This is a genomic window from Mucilaginibacter sp. SMC90, from assembly GCF_022811725.1.
GTDB lineage: Bacteria > Bacteroidota > Bacteroidia > Sphingobacteriales > Sphingobacteriaceae > Mucilaginibacter.
This window is the reverse complement of record NZ_CP094527.1, coordinates 6968684-6987535: the sequence shown is the minus strand read 5'-3', so window position 1 is coordinate 6987535 and position 18852 is coordinate 6968684. Positions and strand designations below refer to the sequence as shown.

Sequence of the window (18852 nt, the reverse complement as noted above, 5' to 3'; positions counted from 1 at the left end):
CGTTCAAATCGTAATTCGTATTGTAACACACCAATGTGCTCTTACGTCTATTTAACCTTAAAAAACCTTATGAAACAAATCCTGCTAACGGTACTTTGCTGTTGCTTTTCTACGCTCTTATTTGCCCAAACAAAAACTGCTGTTACTCCTGCTGTATCCAATATTACTGTAAAAGGTACTATCATTGATTCGGCTGTGAACAAACCAATGGGTTATGTTACAGTTGCCCTGCAGGATGCTGCTACCAAAGCCCCCGTAAAAAGTACGCTGGCTAAAGATGATGGCAGTTTTGAGCTGAAAGCACCCGAAGGTAAAACGTACCAGTTAGTAGCTGTTTTTATTGGCTATGCTACTAAAACCATAACAGTAAAACCTGTTAATAGTATATTTAATGCAGGCCGAATCCTGCTTTCGGCATCAAGCAAGCAATTAAAGGAGGTTACCGTTACAGCGGTGAGGCCGGTAATGAAACAGGAAGTTGACCGCCTGAGCTATGATGTGCAGGCTGATCCTGAAAGTAAATCGATCACTGCGCTGGATATGATCCGCAAGGTGCCATTACTGTCTGTTGATGGAAACGATGCAATTAAGCTACGTGGAAATGATAATTACAAGATCCTGATCAATGGTAAAGAATCGGCTATGATGGCTAAAAATCCATCGGATGTGTTGAAATCCATGCCTGCAGCCAATATTGAAAAGATAGAAGTGATCACCACGCCGCCCGCAAAATATGATGCCGAAGGCTTGGCTGGTATCATCAACATTATTACAAAAAAGAATGCTGACCAGGGCTATAATGTGAGCATCAATACCGGTTATAACAGCGTTTATGGCGAGCGGGCGAATGTAAATTTAACGTTGAAGCAAGGCAAGTTTGGCTTTAGCGGATATGCAGGGTACAACTACCGGCCGATGCGAACTTCTTCTTTTGAAGCCATGACCTCCTTTGATGATCCTAAAGCTTCACTTAGTCAAACCGGTACGCGGGGCAATAGCGGCAAAAATACTTATGGCAGTGGCGAATTAAGTTATGAAATAGATACCCTGAACCTTATTACCGGTATGTTTGATTTTTATCATGGTAAAAATAATCAGCAAAACAACCAGGTTACAACCCAGCGAGACAGCGTAGACGTCATAAAGCAATTTTATCGCTTGTTCAACAATGGTAGCGGCGATTTCAACGGATCGGATGTGGGCTTGAACTATCAATTAGGTTTTAAGAAAAACAAGGAGCAACTGCTTACAGTATCCTATAAATATAATTATAACGATAACGTTCAAAACAATGAGGCTACAAAGGGCAGCGATAATATTGGTACAGGCATACCGGATGATTACAGACAGTACAATAAATCGGGTTCAAAGCAACATGCTTTTCAATTAGATTATATCCAGCCGTCCAAAATTTTTACAGTTGAGGCCGGGGGCAAAGCAACACTCCGTAATAATTACAGTCAGTTTAACACCGATGTAAAAAGTGATGCTGATAACGAATATCACGCCGATCCGGCGCAGGTAAATAACTTTACATACAAGCAGAATATTTACGGGTTGTACAACTCCTATTCGGTTAAGTTAACCAAATGGGCTTTTAAAGCAGGTATGCGCCTGGAGCATACGACAGTTAATGCCGATTTCGCTGTTGGGCAACCCCCCGTTAACCAGGATTACGATAACTTTGTACCCTCAGCATCTATACAACGAAGCCTGAAAAGCAGTAGTTTAACATTGGGTTTTACTCAACGCATTCAGCGCCCGGGCATTTATCAGCTTAATCCTTATACCGATATTTCCAACCCGCAGTACCGCAACGTAGGTAATCCTAACCTGAGGGCGGCAGTCACCAATAATTTTGAACTTGGCTATAGTAACTTTGCCAAAGGATCTATCAATTTGAGCACCAATTATTCATTTGCAAACAATACGGTACAAAACCTTGCCAGTGTTGATACAGCAGGTGTTACTACCACTACCTATGCTAACGTTGGATCTAACAAAAACTGGGGTTTTGATTTGAGTGTCAATTACCCAATAACCCCTAAACTAAATGTAAATGTGAATGCCGAGTTGATGTTTGTTTGGCTGAGGGGATATTATAATGGTTCGTTATTTAGTAACAGCGGCAAACAGGGGCATATTTTTACTTATACCACCTATAAATTTGACGGTGGCTATCGTGCCGGTTTAAATATTGGCTATGATAGCCGTTATGTATTATTGCAGGGTAAAGACAATTACTTCTTCTTCAGTTCTATCAGCGGCAGCAAAACTTTGTTTAAAGAAAAAGCCGGGATAGCGTTAAACATTAACAATCCATTTAAAAAATTCAACAAGCTCGACTTTTATACAAAAGGCGATGGATTTGAAACCTATACGGCAAACAACAATTTTTATCGTACTATAAACGTAAGCGTGTACTACAAATTTGGCAGGCTTAACAGTAGCATAAAGAAAAACCAACGTGGTATCAATAATGATGATGCCAGCAGCGGAAGCCGCAATTAACAACTTGAATAACTAATTTGGTAGTGGCAAACGTTAAAAAGTGTTAAACGCATATTTTTTGCTGTCACGCCAGGGTATCTTAAACGTCTTATGACCAAAATCACAATTATGAAACAACTTCTGCTAACAGTGCTATGCTGTTTTGTCACGGGCATGGCCATGGCCCAGGCTGCTGCACCGGCTCCTGTCCAAAATATAACGGTTAGGGGTACCGTGATTGATTCGGCAGCCAACAAGCCATTGGGGTATGGCACTGTTGCACTGCAGGATGCAGCTACCAAAACGCCGGTAAAAAGTACACTTGCCAAAGATGACGGCAGCTTTGAACTGAAAGCTCCGGAAGGTAAAACGTATCAGCTGGTAGTGGCTTCGGTAGGATATGCTACTAAAGTTATACCGGTAAAACTAACAGGTAAAATATTTGACGCCGGGCGGATATTGGTGGCAACTTCAAACAAACAACTCAATGAAGTAACCATTACTGCAGTAAAGCCCGTAATGAAACAAGAGGTTGACCGCCTTAGCTATGATGTTACTGCCGATCCTGAAAGCAAGGCCATTTCTGCTTTGGATATGATGCGCAAAGTACCGCTTTTAGCTGTTGATGGAGATGATAATATCAAGCTGAAAGGCAGCGGCAAATATAAGATCCTGGTTAATGGAAAAGAATCGGCGCTGATGGCTAAAAATCCGTCAGATGTGCTAAAAGCTATGCCGGCTACCAACATCGAGAAAATTGAGGTGATCACCACTCCGCCGGCAAAATATGATGCCGAAGGTTTAGCCGGTATCATCAATATCATTACCAAAAAAAATGCCGACCAGGGCTATAACGGGAGTGTTAATTTGCGTTATAATAGCGTATGGGGACCCGGATATAACCTGAACATGACTGCTAAGCAGGGCAAATTCGGAGTTTCGGGTTATGCCGGTTTTGGTACCCAAAGGCGTAACACCAATACCTCAACTACAAAACAAACTTTTTTTAACCCTGAGTCTGCCATACTGCAAACAGGTGATAACTCATTTGGCGGCAAATATCGCTATGCCAATGCCGAGTTGAGCTATGAGATAGATACGCTGAACCTGCTTACCGGCTCATTTGAAGTTTTTCATGGCGAGTTTGATCAGGATGGCTCACAAAGGTCTGCCCAAACAAATGCAGTCGGCAATCTTACCCAGGGATATAATTTGCTGAGCAATGGCTATAATCATGATCAGGGACTTGATGCTTCCATCAACTATCAGCTGGGCTTTAAAGGGCATAAGGACGAGTTGCTTACTTTATCATACAAATACAGCTACGGGCCGAGCAAAAACTTTACCGATAACCAGTTTTCGGACAGGGTTAATTATTACAATGCCCTTCAGCCCGATTTCAGGCAGTATAATAATGCCGGTAACCGCGAGCATACTTTCCAGTTAGATTATGCGTATCCATTAAAAAAGGTTAGTATTGAGGCCGGTGGTAAAGTTATCCTTCGCAATAACTTCAGCGATTACAGGCGCGAGGATAAGGATTCAACCAGTTCGGTATACAATGTAAATACAGGGCAAACCGGCCAATTTGATTATCACCAGGATGTGTATAGTGCTTACAACTCATACCAGTTAAAGTTAGATAAATGGACCGGTAAGGCAGGTTTACGATTGGAACATACACAAGTAAATGCCGTGTTTACCGGTACACCACTTGATAAAAGCTATAATAATTTGATTCCCTCGGTTTCTGTTCAGCGTTCGCTCAAAAGCAGCAGCCTTAGCTTAGGTTTCACCCAGCGTATTCAAAGGCCGGGCATTTACCAGTTAAACCCATTTATTGATAAATCAAATCCTAAATTTATCAGCACCGGTAACCCCGATCTGAAACCCGAATTAAATAATACTTTCGAGTTAAATTACAGCAATTTTTCAAAGGGTTCAATCAACGTGGGTTTGAGCTATGCGTTCTCCAACAATGCCATCCAAAATGTAACCAGCCTGATTCAAAACAACATGGGCGATCATATTGATACGGTTACTTTTACTACCTATCAAAATTTGGGTAGTAACCGTTCGCTTGGTTTAAACCTTAACACCAATTACTCTATTACTAAAAAGTTTACCGTTAACATCAACGGGCAAATTTCACACATATGGTTAAAGGGAACTTATAACGGCCAGTTTTATAAAAACGATGGTTACACTGGCAATGCTTTTGCTAATATCGGTTACAAGTTTGACGGTGGATATCGTATTGGCCTTGATGCAGGTTTCTTTAGCGGTGATGTTACTTTACAGGGTAAATCGAGCAATTTTATTTATAATTCTTATGTGGTTTCAAAAGAACTCCTGAATAAGAAAATGACCATATCGTTAGTAGCCAACAACCCGTATAGCAAATACCGTGCGTTCCGGTCGACTACCCGTACCGTTGATTTTGACCAGGAGTCGATATATAATAACCGCTACCGCCATTTCGCTATCAGGCTAAACTATAAGTTTGGTAAACTGAATGGCGATATTAAAAAGAACCAGCGCGGCATTAATAATGATGATACCAAAGGCGGCGGCAAAAGCAATAGCGGCGGCAATGGTTAATTGTTGAATGATATTTATGAAGAAGGGCGCGTAATTGCGCCTTTTTTTGTTTTGTATCTCGCTATTGTAAAAGTGATTGATTGGATGTGTTGAAAGCTATCCACAGAATATCTAAAAGCGTAAATTTACCACATGAAAGTTTACGGAATAACCAATTGCAACACAGTTAAAAAAGCCCTCGACTGGCTTAAAGAAAATAAAGTAGCTTATGATTTCCAGGATTTTAAAAAACTGGGTGTAAGTACCGAAAAGCTGCAGGAATGGGATACCAAAGCAGGCTACGAAAAATTCATGAACAAACAAGGCCTAACCTGGAAGCAGCTTGACCCGGCAGTTAAAGAAAGCATTAAAACCAATACTGATGCGCTGCAATTATTACAGCAAAAAACCAGCATGATCAAACGCCCTGTAATTGAAGATAATGGTTTCCTTTTCTTCGGTTTTGATGAAAAGGTGTATGCCGATCATTTTTTAGGGAAGTAAGCTCCCCGCCATTGTTGGTGCTGTCACCACAAATGCTCGGAGGATGAAATTACCTCTTAAAAGCCATGTCATTGCGAGCGATAGCGTGGCAATCTCGTAGCTAATGCATGTCCGATCTGTATAGCTACGAGATTGCTTCGTCGTTCCTCCTCGCAAAGACATGATTTTTTTTAATGCTTCCTTTTAATTCCTATTCAAATCTACCTGATATATAGGCTTTAAGCACGGATTTAATTATTTAATAAATCCGTAACAATCGTTTTACCAACCCTTGGCATCTCCCTAATTTGTAGTATACTTGTTCCTTTACGCAATTTATTTGACTGAACATGAAACTAAAACTGATGGCAGGTTGCAGCCTTGCCTTTACGTTGGCCGCAAGCGTGAGTTACGCCCAGCAGCCAGCACCTACCACCACTACTACACCCGCCGGTTCTGTTTACGATTATCACGAAACTTTTGGTCCTGGGTTTTACACTAAAAATGGTACCGAATTTCGTGCAGCCAGCGGCGAGCCAGGGTATAAATACTGGCAAAACCGCGCCGACTATCAATTGGCTGCCAAACTGAACGATCAAACCAATGAAATTACCGGTTCGGAAGTTTTAACTTATACCAACAACAGTCCGCAAACCTTAGGTTTTGTTTGGATGCAGTTGGATCAGAACTTGTTTAAGCTCGATTCAAGGGGTACAGCTATCGTTCCGCCGGCGGGCAGCCGTAACTGGGGCCGTGGCGAAGCATTTGATGCCGGTTACAAAATTAAATCGGTAAAGGTTGCCGGTTTGAAAGGCGAATATGTTGATGTGAAGTTCCTGATCAGCGATACAAGGATGCAGGTTTTTCTTCCGAAGGATATTGCTGCCAACGGCGGACAGGCTAAGCTGAAAATTGAATACTCATTCGTTTCTCCAAATTACGGATCTGACCGTATGGGCTACCTGCAAACCAAAAATGGTAAAGTATATACCATTGCACAGTGGTACCCACGTGTATGTGTGTATGACGACGTAATGGGCTGGAATACGCTTCCATACAGCGGACCGGGCGAGTTTTACCTGGAATATGGTGACTTCGACCTGAATATTACTGCTCCTGCAAACCATATCGTAGTAGCATCGGGCGAATTATTAAACCCACAAGAGGTTTATACTCCTGAGCAGTTGAAACGCTGGGCAGCTGCCGAAAAAAGCGAAAGCACAGTGATCATCCGTAGCGCAAGCGAGGTTACCGATCCAAAATCGCGCCCTGCCGGTAAAGCCGAATTAACCTGGCACTTTAAAATCAAGAATGCCCGTGATGCTTCATGGGCTTCATCTGCCGCATTCATTGTTGATGCTGCCAAAATGGATCTGCCAAGCGGTAAAAAATCAACTGCCATATCAGCCTACCCGGTTGAAAGCGATGGCAACGATGCATGGGGCCGTTCAACCGAATACGTTAAAAAATCTATCGAGTATAACTCATCAAAATGGTTTGAGTTCCCTTACCCAGCCGCTACAGCCGTTGCCGGTATTGTTGGCGGTATGGAATACCCAGGTATTGTTTTCTGCGGAGCTAAAGCGAAAAAAGCAAGTCTTTGGGGTGTAAACGATCACGAGTTTGGTCATACCTGGTTCCCGATGATCGTTGGCTCAAACGAGCGTATGTACGGCTGGATGGACGAAGGTTTCAATACTTTCATCAACACTTTATCAACAGCTAACTTTAACAATGGCGAATACAAAAGCACCCGTGTGCCTGACATGCATGCCATTGGCAGTAACTTTACCAGGCCAGATCTTGAGCCTATAATGAGCCAACCGGCCAACCTGAAAGAAAGAAATACAGGTACCTTGCTTTACTCAAAACCAAGTGCTGGTTTAGTATTGCTGCGCGAGCAGATCTTAGGCCCTGAGCGTTTCGATTTTGCCTTTAAAACTTACATTAACCGCTGGGCATTTAAACACCCAACTCCCGACGACTTTTTCCGCACGATGGAAAACGCAGCCGGCGAAAACCTGCAATGGTTTTGGAGAGGCTGGTTCCTGAACGACTGGCGTTTAGACGTTGCTGTAAGCGATGTAAAATATATTGACAATGATCCAACCAAAGGCTCACTGATCACTTTAGATAACCTGGGTAAAATGGCTATGCCGGTTATCCTGGAGATCAAAACCAAAGGTGGCAAAGTTGATCGTATAAAACTACCTGTTGAAATTTGGGAGCGTTATGCTTCATGGACATTTAAATATCCATCGACAGAGGAGATTGAATCGGTTACTTACGATCCTGACAAAGTATTGCCTGATTACAACCAGGACAATAACGTTTGGAAGAAATAAAAGAAGAAACCCGGTTTACGCCGGGTTTTTTGTTTGAATGGATTTGTCTCCCGCTTGTGTTAGTGTTGTCACCATAGATTGTTCAGAAGATGAAGATCGGTTGGAAATGCTGGTTAAAAAAGTCATGTCATTGCGAGGAGCGGCATGGGCAAAAGCACTTGGGGCGACGTGGCAATCCCGTAGCTATACAGGGCGGACATGCATTGGCTACGAGATTGCCGCGCTACGCTCGCAATGACATATTTTTTATTTTCGCCCTTGTTGGTGTTGTCACCAACAACTCTTTTAATCCCCAATGTATTTATAGCGCCGGAAATCTAACTTCAAAAGCAGCGTGTAAAGCTGTTGGCGACAACATCAACAGCGGCGCAAGAGAAAGCCATCCCGTTTAGGCGAGATTTAGAGGGGCGTTCTTTGTAACAATGAAGTTCAACTGACAAACAATTACGTACTACACCGTTAATTTACATGATCAAACACAAACTATCATGAAAAACAAAGTATGGTTAATAACCGGCTGTTCAACCGGTTTTGGCAGGGAGCTGGCAAAGCTTGTTTTACAATCAGGTTACAAGGCTGGTGTTGCTTCGCGCAATACAGACGATGTAAAAGACATTGTTGAGGCTTATCCCGAAACAGCAGTGGCGCTAAAGCTTGATGTAACCAAGCCCGACGAGATCAAAGCGGCGGTTGATGCAATAACACAAAAATTTGGCACCATTGATGTATTGGTGAACAATGCCGGTATCGGTTATTTTGGAGCCATTGAAGAGAGCGAGGAAGATGAAGTAAGGCGGATGTTCGAGATCAATTTCTTTGGCCTTGCCAATATGACCAAAGCCGTTTTACCAATCATGCGTGCGCAGAAAAGCGGGCATGTGGTTAACATTGCCTCTATTGGCGGACTGGTGGGTTTCCCCGCAGTTGGTTTTTATAACGCAACTAAATTTGCTGTCGACGGTTATTCCGAAGCGCTATCTAAAGAAACCAAACACTTGGGTATTAAAGTTACGGTGATTGCGCCAAGTGGTTTCCGTACCGATTGGGCCGGTCGTTCGGCTAATAACAGCAAGATCGTTATCGACGATTACAAAGAAACCGCAGGTACCAACAAAAACAATATCCGCGGTTACAGCGGCAAGCAACCCGGCGACCCGGAACGCGCGGCGAAAGCCATAGTTGATGCAGTTGAAGCCGAAAATTCGCCGTTACGTTTGTTATTAGGTAAAGCCGCATTAAAAGGCGCACGTAATAAGCTACAGGAGTTGCAAAAGGATTTTGATACCTGGGAAGCAACTACCGTAGGTGCAGATTTTCCGGAAGGGGAATAAAGGGTTTGCTTTCTGAAATTTGTCATTTCGATTGAGCGGGGGGATGTGCGTAAGGGCGAAAGAGAAATCTTGTACGCCAGGCATGGTCGCTTTGCAAATCCGCTTTGTATGTTATACAAGATTTCTCCCTGCGCTCGAAATGACAATTTCTTTGATTTGGTCTTAGATGGGGTCTCTATTTAAAAGCCCCGCGGTTTTTTCGTAAATTGCATCCACAATAAACTGAAACCCATGGGACAGATTGTAATTGTTGCCTATAAACCTAAACCGGGCAAGGACGAAGCACTAAAACAATTAATGAAAACGCATTTGCCACGTCTTAAACAAGAAGGGCTGGTAACCGACCGCGAATCCATCATCATGGAGGCGACTGACGGCACTATTATAGAGGTTTTTGAATGGCTAAGTGCAGAAGCCATCGCGAATGCACATAGCAACAAAGCCGTGCAACAAATGTGGGGCGAATATGCTGAGGTGTGCGATTACGTTCCGCTGAATACTTTGAAAGAAGCCGGGGATCTGTTTGCCGGTTTTACGCCTGTTAATTAAAAAGAGTCTTTGTGCCTGTTACTTTAAATACAGATCAAAAAGCTGCATTCAAGGCAATCCAAAAATTTCTTGATCATCCTGCTGCCGATGTTTTTGTGCTGAAGGGTTACGCCGGTACGGGTAAAACTTTTTTGATGCAGCACATTGCGCAATGGCTGAAGGAAAAGGAAAAGAAGTTTTGTATGCTGGCGGCAACGGGCAGAGCTGCTACCGTTCTGAGAGGAAAAACAGGTTTTTCCGCCTCAACAGTTCATAGTGAACTATATAACTTTGATAAGATAGACGGTCTTGATGAAGAAACACTGGCCGAAAGTTCAGGGCCGGGTATCGTCGGACAAATGACCATGCAATTTTTAATCCGTCCACCAGATAGCGAAACTACCATTTATATTGTTGATGAGGCGTCGATGCTTTCCGGGGTACCGACCGAGGGAAATAATATTGCCGTTTTTGGTTCGGGGATTTTGTTGGAGGATTTTTTCCAGGTAGCCAATAAAAGCAAGATCATTTTTGTTGGCGATCCCTGCCAGCTGCCGCCAGTAGGGCAAACGTTTAGTCCGGCGTTAGATACCGATTGGCTGGCCAAGCAGCAGCGTTTTCCGGTATCAGTTAAGCTTTCCAAAATAGAGCGCAATAAAGATGATAATGACATATTGGTTTTAGCAGGAGCCATCCGCGCCATGACCGAGAGCCGGGAACGGATCAAGTTTCCTAAAATCCCGGCATCAAACCTCAATAATGTGAAGCTGCACACTACAGATGACGCTATGTTTAGCCTGTATGCCGCTAATTATAAAGCAGCCGGGTCTAATAGCTGCCTCGCCATTGCGCGGAGCAACAAAAAAGTACAAATGATAAACCGCGACATGCGCCGCGAGCTTTTTGGTTCGGGATATGTGCCTTTGCAGGTTGGCGATGTGCTGCTGGTAACACAAAATAATTATTCGGTGCCGTTAACTAATGGCGATTTTGTTATTGTGAATGAGCTTGAAGAGGTAGAGCAAAAGCTTGATATGAAATTTCAAAAAGTGTTGGTTACCGCGCTTGCCTCCGGGAAGGAATTTAAGATGCTGCTTTCGTTAGATACACTTGAAAGTTTAAAGGGTAACCTCACCAACGAACAAGCCAAAGCGCTGATGATTGATTTTAACAACCAGATGAAGGCTAAGGGATATCATCAAAAAAGTGAGCCATACAAGGAAGCCATGCGTGAAGATCCTTATCTCAACTGTCTTAAAGTTTCGTACGGCTATGCGGTTACCTGTCATAAGGCACAGGGAGGGGAGTGGAACAATGTTTACCTGTTTTTAGATAAAAGCATGTACGGCGCGTCCTATTACGAACTTTGCAAATGGTGGTATACCGCCGTTACTCGCGCAAAAGATGAATTGAATTTGGTGAACGACTGGTGGATTTCGTGAGAAGAGCTGTTCGAAATAGGCCGATAGTAGGTGTAACGACATTGAAGTTATATCAAAAATGTCATTGCGAGGAGGAACGACGAAGCAATCGCACGGAAGCATGGTCGCCCTGTATAGCATGCGATTGCCACGTCGCACCCAAGCTCATTCCCGGTTAGCTCCTCGCAATGACATGGTTGTTGCAAAGCTATTCATCCACTAAAACGCATCACCCCATCTGCAATCGCTCGTTCTTCAACCGTTTCTGCACATCCTGCTTATAATTACGACCAATAGGCAGTTCATGCCCGGCGACATCCATACTATAGGCATAGAAAGAATCTATTTTGTTGAGCGCTACTATAAACGATCTGTGAATGCGTACGAATTTGTTTTCGGGAAGCATTTCTTCCAACAGGCTGATCTTTTGCCTGGTGATGTGGACCTGGTTATTTACGGCTACTACTTTCACATAATCGCGCAGGCTTTCTATCCATAAAATATCATTGATATTCACCTTGATGGTTTTGCGATCTACTTTCAAATAAATGAACGTATGCGTATCGCTTACAGGCTCTTCGTGGGTAATAACAGGTTTGCCTTTATGCTCGTTCAGTTGATAGATCTTATCAACAGCCCGCAAAAAACGTTCGAAAGAGATTGGCTTTAATAGGTAATCAACTGCATTCAGCTCAAAACCATCAAGAGCGTATTCGCTATGGGCGGTGGTGAAAATTACTTTAGGTGGATTCTTGAGACTTTTTAACAGGTCGGTACCTTTTATCCCCGGCATCTGGATATCAAGAAACATCAGGTCTATAGGTTTTTGCTGCAATAACCTGAAAGCCTGGATGCCGTCGTTACAGGTGGCGGTAACCTCCATCTCGCTGAAACGCTCGAGGTAATTTTTCAATACCTCAATGGCATGCGGTTCATCGTCAACTATAAGCGTGCGGATTTTCATGCGGTTACCATTTGTGGAGTTACAGTTTGCTTTACAGTTTTCAGATCGAGATCAAGCGCCACGAAAAAGGTATCCTCTTCGTTTACGATCTTCAGGCGCGAAGTATGAGGGTAAAGCAGGTTGAGCCTTTTGGTTACGTTTTTTAACCCGATATGGCCCGGCGTATTACCTGCCTCAACGGGGTGTTCGGGTTTGCTGTTGGCTACCTTTAGTTTAAAGTGGTTTAGCGTAACACTGATATCAATATTGATCCAGGTAGCGCCGATCTGTTCGCTGGTGCCGTGTTTAAAAGCGTTTTCGATAAAAGGCAAGATCAGCAGCGGAGCTATGGTTTTGTCTTTCAAATTACCGGTGATGGTAAAGTTGATATCAATGCGCTCCTCATAGCGAAGTTTTTCGAGCTTTACATATTGCTGCATCATAAACACTTCCTTCTCTAATGAAACTTCATTATCCGAGCATTCATAAAGCATATACCGCAACAGATCCGACAGACCAATAATGGCCTGCGGCGATTTCGGTGAGTTATTGAGGCTCAAAGAGTAAAGGTTATTAAGCGTATTAAATAAAAAATGCGGATGTATCTGGGCTTTCAGCGCATTAAGCTCGGCTTCAAGGGCTGCCTGTTTGCGCTCGTACCACATTTTAAACAGTTTGATTGCGAGTACAAAGCCTATGAATAGGTTGGTCCCTTTAAATGAGTTTACAAGGCTTTGTCCGTCCATTAGTTGTTCAAGAAACGGACGATGGGTAGATGCTATGTAATCCGCATCGGTTACGCGCATCACCCGGATCAGGTATGGGGTAACAAAAAAGATCCCTATTGTGCGGCTTATAAACATACACGCAAAAACAAGCGGTATCAGCATCAGGAAGAACATCACATATCGCTTTTCAAAAACATACCTGGGTACCAGCCAATAGGCAATGGCATAGTAGTAAGCAATTTGAATGGGCATGTACAAAAGGTTATTACGAAATGATACCCAAAAATTGGTTTGGAATGAATAAAGCGTGGTAATGAAAAACGATACGATTACCCAAAATATCACGTGCTGCCAGAAACGTGGCAGCTTAACATTATTGAGCATCAGATCGAAACCATTATTCATATAGCTAATTTACTGCAAAACAGTTTAATTGAATTGTTTTTAAGTCGAATTACGACGAACTGCAATCATTTGATGACGAACTACAAGTAGGAGGCTGCTCCTATAACTTTTTGTAATTAAAAGTTTGTTCATCGCATTATCATGCGGTTCGTCGTAACTGGTGGGTAGTGTGCCTATGTTGTTTTCATCCTGTTTAATATGCTGTTAGTTTTAGTTCATCAATTAAAAATAACGCCATGAAAAAATTAATTATCACAATTTGCATCCTGGCATTTGCAGCAGCTGCAGTGCAGGCTCAGAATAAAATAGCAAGCGCACACGGTTTTTGGGTGGTTGAACACAACGTGAATTTACCACGCGTGCAAACTGTTAAGTTTTATAATGATAATAACAAGCTGATATACGAAGAAACGGTTTACAGCAAACTCAATATCAAAAAGCAAAAGACCCGTCTTGCCCTTGATCAGATATTAGAAAGGCTGAACGAGCGTACCGCCTATATCGAAAATAAAAACCTGGTAATGCTTAGCCTCAATTTAAGAAATTAAGACCTTTTTTTAAATATACGTTTAAAAAACCGGTTGCCAACGCGAGGTATGGCGCCGGTTTGTTTTTTGTAGGAAATTCCTTTTCTGTCCCCGTCAGCAGGTAAGCTTCGGGCGAAAGCGGGCAGAACAATGGTGGCCTTGCGCGCAGGAAAGGGCATAGCAAGTTTTTGCAGAAGCGAGAGGAAAGTGCGAGCGCAGCAGGGCAAAATAATTGCAGCCCGTGGTTCTGCCCGGTTTGCAGGGCAAAGGCCTTGAGCGCAAAGAAGCCTATCTGCTGACTTGACTTTTTGGTTACTTTTGTGTCAAGACAAAAGTAACAGCCACCCCGCGGCGATTGAGCGGGCCAATGTTAGTTATTTACAACTAAAGTATATTCTTACCCTTAATCGGAAGTTTGGTAACGAGTTTTCTACTAATACTCCAGATACTTTTCTACCCTTACCGCCACAAAATCTCCTTCAGTATATTTCCCTGTCTCTTCACTCAAAACCCGCAGAATAATACCGTCATGTTCAAGGATCAGATCCTCATAAAAACCTTTAAACAATACCTGCTTCACAACCCAGCTTTTTACTGCGGCTATCAGTTTTATTTTGATCTGTTCAGGATAAATAACGGCATATTCCTTTGATATCTCAATACCGCAAAGGTGGGCTTCGGCTGCGTTAAGTACGTTGCAATTGCTCAAAAGTTGGGCTGTATAGAGGAATTTAGGATGCTTATATAGGGATTTAGGTGCACCGTGCTCCACTATTTCGCCTTTATTAAGAACAATGAGCTCATCGGCCATCGAGAGCACTTCGGCAGGATCATGCGATACCATGATCACCGTTAGCCCGGTTTCTTTAACTATTTGCCTGATATCGTGCTGCAAGCCTTCCCTGAACGAAGTATCTACCTGGTTAAACGGTTCGTCGAGCAGTAATACCTGCGGATGGGTGATGATGGCACGGGCAATAGCAACACGTTGCTTTTCGCCTCCGCTCAGGTCCGCCACACGCTTATCGGCCATGGCAAGCATGTTCAACTGCTTAAGTACTCTTTCGGTTTTTTCCTGTTTGGCTTTGAGGTTGGTTGCGGGAAGCATGGCTGCCACGTTATCCCAAACCTTGGCAAACAGGTTAAGATCGTCGGTATGCTGGGTCACCATTTTCATGGCATCATGACCGGGGATCAGTTTTTCTTCAGGGCCCCAAATGCGTTCGCCCTTAAAGTAAACAGTACCTTCATCGGGAGAAAGCAGACCATATAACAACCGGAGTAAAGTGCTTTTACCGCTCCCGCTTTCGCCAATTATAGCTGTGATCTTACCCGGCTCAATGACCAGTCCGGTTTTTTTTACACCGGCTTGTTGTTTCCCGGGGTATATTTTACTTACTGCAACCGCCTGCAAAAAAGGAATCTCTGACATCAGGGGCAAAGATAAACCGTTGATGCTTATGATTACGTTGATTGCGTTGATTTTTTACCATTGATTCCTTTCTTGATTCCGCTGATTTCGTTGATGTTTTTATCGTGCGGGTTTTGATTGCTCAAAATCATCGTAGCTTAAATCTATTTAATCACTACAAATGAGGACAGAATCAGCGAAATCAACGCAATCAAATAAATCAACGGTCAGAAGCCAAAAGTTAATCCAAATGAAAAGTTTCTGAGGCCTTTTTGATCGGGGCTGTTTTCAAACATATCGTTGAAGTAGTATTTGGCATACAGGCCCATTATGCCATAACCCATGCGTACAAATACACCTTTACGCAGTTTGGCAAAGTGATAATCATCATTGAATTTCTGTTTGCCATTTTCATCACTGATCTGCTTTACGCGGCCGTTAAGCAAGATGCCAATCTCCGGACCTGCAACCAGCCTGAAATAATTTCCGCGGTCGTCTTCATGGCTTCGGTAGTAAAACGATAGGGGGATACGGAGATAGGTTGATGAGAAGCGATTTTTACTGTAGTGAATGCTGTCTTGTGTATAAGTTAACACCGGTGCGTTGCGTTGTATGGTGATATCATCACGCAGGCGGATGTGTGTCCAATCGAACCCGCCGGATACATAAATTTTAAAGGCGCTGTTAAAGCGATAGCCAAATTGCAGCACATCAAAACCAAAATTGCTTGTTTTCCATTGGCGGTAGCTCAGGAACTTGTTCTTATTTGACAAGGTAAAGCTGCCGTTATCAATCAGAGTAGCAAAGCCCAGATCGATCCTTGAAAAAGTAACTCCAAACGAAAAGCCCGGAGCTTTGTGCGCGTGATATGCAGTGTCAGGCTCATCATTGTTGATATTAACCTGTGTTACATCATCGCCAAAGCCAAGTTTTACTTTAACGTGCTTTTTATGAGTCGTGGTGTCTGACGTGTTTTGTGCAGAATCGGCCGGTGTGTTTTGAGCAAAAACAAAACTTGCGGCAAGGCATATTGTGATGGTAAAAATAAGGCGTTTCATATAATGTGGTATTTCTATCGTTTTCTAAATTCTATTTGTCTTTGTCCTTTTTTACTTTGATGAACCCCAGGTTTAAGCCGGTAATGGTGGCATCATCTTCGTCGGTATTGCTAAATTCAATCACTTTGTCTTTACGTTTATCAACAGCAGCAATAACCACATTAAAAACATCACCAAGGCTGCGAATACGGCGTTTTTTTACATGTTTGGCAGTTGCAGGGGCCGGTTGGGCAGGTGTTTGCGCAATTAATACAGGCTGTGTTTTTTCATTATTAATAATGGCCGATTTCGGGCTGGTCCTTGTTGCTGTATCCGGGGCATCGGTTTTAACAACATGATAATCTGCGGCAGGGGCATTTGCCAATAAGGGTTCATCTGCATGGGCAGTTGCAGGTGGTTGGGCAGTAACTACAGGCTGTTGTGCAGATGGTGTCAAATTGGGTTTAGTTTTATTACGTTTATTAACCTGCGCTATATTGTTAACAGGAGCTATAACCGGATTTGCAGGCACTTTGTTTTGAACCGGGGCTGGAGGCACCACAGGCTCAACTTTTACTGCAACGGGTTGTTTTACCGGTTGATGGGTTTTTACTATTACTGTTGAATGATCATGATGTTTAACCGGTTGTTTCGGAATAAACAGGATGCCTGCGGTAATAAGCAATATAACGCCTGCTGCTGCGCTCAGCAAAGGCAATAATGTTCTTTTACGCTTATCGGCGTTTAGTTCGGAGCTGATGCCCTGCCATACACCGGCCGATGGTTGTATCTCCAGGTCATCAAGCTTTTGTTGAAACAGCCTGTCCAGTTCCTTATCCTGCATATCCATAACTTTTGCCCTCCATTTTAGCAATTTGTTCCTTCAAAATTGTGCGTGCCCTTGATAGCTGCGATTTAGAGGCACCCTCGGTAATGCCCACTATTTCTGCAATCTCCTTGTGCGAGTAACCTTCCAGCGCATAAAGGTTAAACACGATCCGATACCCCGGTGCAAGCTGCTGTATCATACCCAATAACACTTTTGCATCCAGGTTGGCCGCAGCTATCGGGTTAACGGATGGCTCATGCCCGACTTCGTCAATCTCCACCATTTGCATCATTTTATGATGCTTGCGGTAGTATTCAATTGAACTGTGAACCATAATGCGCCTAACCCAACCCTCGAATGATCCGTCGCCCCGGTAATCATCCATTTTTTTGAAAACCCTTATAAAGCCATTCTGCAACATATCCTCGGCCTCCATGCGGTCGGTAGCGTAGCGCATGCATACCCCCAGCATTTTTGAAGCGAACTGTTTGTAAAGCAGTTCCTGTGCCTTCCGCTCGCCTGCCCGGCAGCGGTCTATCAATTGGTGAATGGTATATTTAGGTTCCAAAAACATCATTTATAAGTAAGATGGTAGAGTGATGTAAATGGTTGCATGGGGATGTAAATATTTTGATAAATAGTTTATCAGGTAAACAGCATGCAAAATAGGGAATAGCTTTTAAAGTACGAGGCACCTCCGGAGCCCTTAAAATTGATTTAATCTTTTCTATAAACACGTTACCCCGCCGGGGTATTAAATTGCAATTTCAAAACTCCGTTAGGAGTATCGTGTTTATAGCAAGTAGTTAATTGGAAAGTGGCTCCGTAGGCGCCTCGTGTCGATGGTTAGTTTTGAGAGTGCCTTCTTTATCTGACTTGTTAACAGTTATGATTTATTGTATTTTTAAGTAACGCCAATAGCTAAAAATCATGGAATTGATCCTGAAATCTGATAATAAAGAAAGTATCGCAAAAATCATTGCGTTAGCAAAAGAGCTTAATTTTATTATAGAGGAAAAAGATACGGAAATTACGAGTATAAACCGCGAAGCGCTCAAAGAGAAGATTTTGAACTTCAGAACTACATCTGAATCTTCATTTGGTGATCCTGTGCAATGGCAAATAGATCAAAGAGAAGATCGTGAATTGGATATATCTGCGATTTTAGAAAATCAGAAGAAACTGTTGGAATTGGAGGGGGAAATAAAATTGGATGATAAGGCTTTTCAATAGATAACAATTGCCTACTTCTTCTCCCTATACCTCTTATAGATCTTCACGGCAATCATTAAGATCACCCCTAAAGAAACTATCCCAACCACACCGAATACCCAGCTTAGAGCATCTTTCTTAACAGCAAGGAAAACAATGGCGAAAAGAAAAATAGTGGCCAGCTCATTCCAGAGGCGTAGCTGGCTGGAAGTCCATTTGAAAACGCCCTTGCGCATTTGCTTTATTTTGGATTCGCAAATATGGTGATAACCTACCAGGCCAAATACAAAAGCTAATTTGATATGCAGCCAGGGCATTTTTAACCATGCAGGGCTTAAATATAACATAGTACAGCCCGCCAATATGGTAAGCAGCATGGATGGCTTGGCTATCACGTTCCACAGCCTGCTTTCCATGATCTCAAATTGTTTGGAAAGTATGGTGCGTTCGGGCTCGGGTTTACCCTGCGCTTCGGTATGATAGATAAATAAGCGCACAATATAAAACAGCCCCGCCATCCAGCAGACTACAAAAATGATGTGTATAGCGAGAACGTATTGGTACATGCCGTAAGTTCATGTC

The 18852-nt window shown here is 43.0% G+C and carries 17 protein-coding genes; 10 read left to right on the top strand and 7 right to left on the bottom strand.

Translation table 11 applies throughout. From position 1 onward, the window contains the following. Nucleotides 1–69 precede the first annotated feature (69 nt). The 8 genes from MTO98_RS29125 (at nt 70) to MTO98_RS29090 (ending at nt 11199) form a co-directional block, all read left to right on the top strand. Nucleotides 70–2511, top strand: coding sequence for an outer membrane beta-barrel family protein (locus MTO98_RS29125; RefSeq protein WP_243482541.1), 2442 nt, complete (start codon nt 70–72; stop codon nt 2509–2511). A gap of 108 nt (nt 2512–2619) precedes the next feature. Next, nucleotides 2620–5091 (top strand): TonB-dependent receptor domain-containing protein, encoded by a 2472-nt coding sequence (locus MTO98_RS29120; protein WP_243482539.1) that lies wholly within the window; start codon nt 2620–2622, stop codon nt 5089–5091. A 132-nt stretch (nt 5092–5223) separates the two neighbouring features. After that, a complete protein-coding gene (locus MTO98_RS29115) occupies nt 5224–5574 on the top strand; it encodes a Spx/MgsR family RNA polymerase-binding regulatory protein (protein ID WP_112572923.1) in 351 nt (116 codons plus the stop codon). A 329-nt stretch (nt 5575–5903) separates the two neighbouring features. Next, the gene (locus tag MTO98_RS29110; protein WP_243482537.1) at nt 5904–7898 is read left to right on the top strand and encodes a M1 family metallopeptidase; all 1995 of its coding nucleotides are present in this window, start codon (nt 5904–5906) and stop codon (nt 7896–7898) included. A gap of 89 nt (nt 7899–7987) precedes the next feature. After that, complete coding sequence (locus tag MTO98_RS29105; protein ID WP_243482534.1) at nt 7988–8290, top strand: hypothetical protein; 303 nt, start codon at nt 7988–7990, stop codon at nt 8288–8290. A gap of 96 nt (nt 8291–8386) precedes the next feature. Beyond that, on the top strand, nt 8387–9229 hold the full coding sequence (locus MTO98_RS29100; RefSeq protein ID WP_243482533.1) for an oxidoreductase: 843 nt from the start codon (nt 8387–8389) through the stop codon (nt 9227–9229). Nucleotides 9230–9460: 231 nt separating this feature from the next. After that, nucleotides 9461–9778, top strand: a complete 318-nt coding sequence (locus tag MTO98_RS29095; protein ID WP_243482532.1) for a hypothetical protein — start codon at nt 9461–9463, stop codon at nt 9776–9778. An 11-nt stretch (nt 9779–9789) separates the two neighbouring features. Continuing rightward, complete coding sequence (locus MTO98_RS29090; RefSeq protein ID WP_243482531.1) at nt 9790–11199, top strand: ATP-dependent RecD-like DNA helicase; 1410 nt, start codon at nt 9790–9792, stop codon at nt 11197–11199. A gap of 208 nt (nt 11200–11407) precedes the next feature. Here the strand turns inward: MTO98_RS29090 and MTO98_RS29085 are convergent, their stop codons facing one another. Together MTO98_RS29085 and MTO98_RS29080 are read right to left on the bottom strand one after the other, a co-directional pair. Continuing rightward, nucleotides 11408–12142: a LytTR family DNA-binding domain-containing protein gene (locus tag MTO98_RS29085; RefSeq protein ID WP_243482530.1), complete on the bottom strand. Its 735-nt coding sequence runs from the start codon at nt 12140–12142 to the stop codon at nt 11408–11410. Beyond that, on the bottom strand, nt 12139–13254 hold the full coding sequence (locus MTO98_RS29080) for a sensor histidine kinase (protein ID WP_243482529.1): 1116 nt from the start codon (nt 13252–13254) through the stop codon (nt 12139–12141). Before MTO98_RS29080 ends, MTO98_RS29085 begins: the two co-directional genes overlap by 4 nt. A 236-nt stretch (nt 13255–13490) precedes the next feature. On the opposite strand from MTO98_RS29080, the gene MTO98_RS29075 reads away from it, so the two are divergent. Continuing rightward, nucleotides 13491–13802, top strand: coding sequence for a hypothetical protein (locus MTO98_RS29075; RefSeq protein ID WP_243482528.1), 312 nt, complete (start codon nt 13491–13493; stop codon nt 13800–13802). Between the two features lie 412 nt (nt 13803–14214). Here the strand turns inward: MTO98_RS29075 and MTO98_RS29070 are convergent, their stop codons facing one another. From MTO98_RS29070 to MTO98_RS29055, 4 genes are all read right to left on the bottom strand, one after another. Next, nucleotides 14215–15213: an ABC transporter ATP-binding protein gene (locus tag MTO98_RS29070; protein ID WP_243482526.1), complete on the bottom strand. Its 999-nt coding sequence runs from the start codon at nt 15211–15213 to the stop codon at nt 14215–14217. Nucleotides 15214–15419: 206 nt separating this feature from the next. Then, a complete protein-coding gene (locus tag MTO98_RS29065) occupies nt 15420–16250 on the bottom strand; it encodes an outer membrane beta-barrel protein (protein WP_243482524.1) in 831 nt (276 codons plus the stop codon). Between the two features lie 31 nt (nt 16251–16281). Beyond that, nucleotides 16282–17079: a hypothetical protein gene (locus MTO98_RS29060; RefSeq protein WP_243482522.1), complete on the bottom strand. Its 798-nt coding sequence runs from the start codon at nt 17077–17079 to the stop codon at nt 16282–16284. Beyond that, on the bottom strand, nt 17063–17632 hold the full coding sequence (locus MTO98_RS29055) for an RNA polymerase sigma factor (protein WP_243487958.1): 570 nt from the start codon (nt 17630–17632) through the stop codon (nt 17063–17065). The genes MTO98_RS29060 and MTO98_RS29055 overlap by 17 nt, the downstream gene beginning before the upstream one ends. 356 nt (nt 17633–17988) lie before the next feature. On the opposite strand from MTO98_RS29055, the gene MTO98_RS29050 reads away from it, so the two are divergent. Beyond that, the gene (locus MTO98_RS29050) at nt 17989–18291 is read left to right on the top strand and encodes a hypothetical protein (protein WP_243482520.1); all 303 of its coding nucleotides are present in this window, start codon (nt 17989–17991) and stop codon (nt 18289–18291) included. 11 nt (nt 18292–18302) lie between these two features. On the opposite strand, the gene MTO98_RS29045 is transcribed toward MTO98_RS29050, so the two are convergent. Continuing rightward, the gene (locus MTO98_RS29045; RefSeq protein WP_243482519.1) at nt 18303–18836 is read right to left on the bottom strand and encodes a CopD family protein; all 534 of its coding nucleotides are present in this window, start codon (nt 18834–18836) and stop codon (nt 18303–18305) included. Nucleotides 18837–18852 lie beyond the last annotated feature (16 nt).

What these genes read in the sequence shown, in the direction of transcription:
- MTO98_RS29125 (WP_243482541.1), top strand. Translation starts at nt 70, where the DNA reads ATGAAACAAATCCTGCTAACGGTACTTTGCTGTTGCTTTTCTACGCTC.
- MTO98_RS29120 (WP_243482539.1), top strand. Translation starts at nt 2,620, where the DNA reads ATGAAACAACTTCTGCTAACAGTGCTATGCTGTTTTGTCACGGGCATG.
- MTO98_RS29115 (WP_112572923.1), top strand. Translation starts at nt 5,224, where the DNA reads ATGAAAGTTTACGGAATAACCAATTGCAACACAGTTAAAAAAGCCCTC.
- MTO98_RS29110 (WP_243482537.1), top strand. Translation starts at nt 5,904, where the DNA reads ATGAAACTAAAACTGATGGCAGGTTGCAGCCTTGCCTTTACGTTGGCC.
- MTO98_RS29105 (WP_243482534.1), top strand. Translation starts at nt 7,988, where the DNA reads ATGAAGATCGGTTGGAAATGCTGGTTAAAAAAGTCATGTCATTGCGAG.
- MTO98_RS29100 (WP_243482533.1), top strand. Translation starts at nt 8,387, where the DNA reads ATGAAAAACAAAGTATGGTTAATAACCGGCTGTTCAACCGGTTTTGGC.
- MTO98_RS29095 (WP_243482532.1), top strand. Translation starts at nt 9,461, where the DNA reads ATGGGACAGATTGTAATTGTTGCCTATAAACCTAAACCGGGCAAGGAC.
- MTO98_RS29085 (WP_243482530.1), bottom strand. Translation starts at nt 12,142, where the DNA reads ATGAAAATCCGCACGCTTATAGTTGACGATGAACCGCATGCCATTGAG.
- MTO98_RS29080 (WP_243482529.1), bottom strand. Translation starts at nt 13,254, where the DNA reads ATGAATAATGGTTTCGATCTGATGCTCAATAATGTTAAGCTGCCACGT.
- MTO98_RS29075 (WP_243482528.1), top strand. Translation starts at nt 13,491, where the DNA reads ATGAAAAAATTAATTATCACAATTTGCATCCTGGCATTTGCAGCAGCT.
- MTO98_RS29070 (WP_243482526.1), bottom strand. Translation starts at nt 15,213, where the DNA reads ATGTCAGAGATTCCTTTTTTGCAGGCGGTTGCAGTAAGTAAAATATAC.
- MTO98_RS29065 (WP_243482524.1), bottom strand. Translation starts at nt 16,250, where the DNA reads ATGAAACGCCTTATTTTTACCATCACAATATGCCTTGCCGCAAGTTTT.
- MTO98_RS29060 (WP_243482522.1), bottom strand. Translation starts at nt 17,079, where the DNA reads ATGGATATGCAGGATAAGGAACTGGACAGGCTGTTTCAACAAAAGCTT.
- MTO98_RS29055 (WP_243487958.1), bottom strand. Translation starts at nt 17,632, where the DNA reads ATGTTTTTGGAACCTAAATATACCATTCACCAATTGATAGACCGCTGC.
- MTO98_RS29050 (WP_243482520.1), top strand. Translation starts at nt 17,989, where the DNA reads ATGGAATTGATCCTGAAATCTGATAATAAAGAAAGTATCGCAAAAATC.
- MTO98_RS29045 (WP_243482519.1), bottom strand. Translation starts at nt 18,836, where the DNA reads ATGTACCAATACGTTCTCGCTATACACATCATTTTTGTAGTCTGCTGG.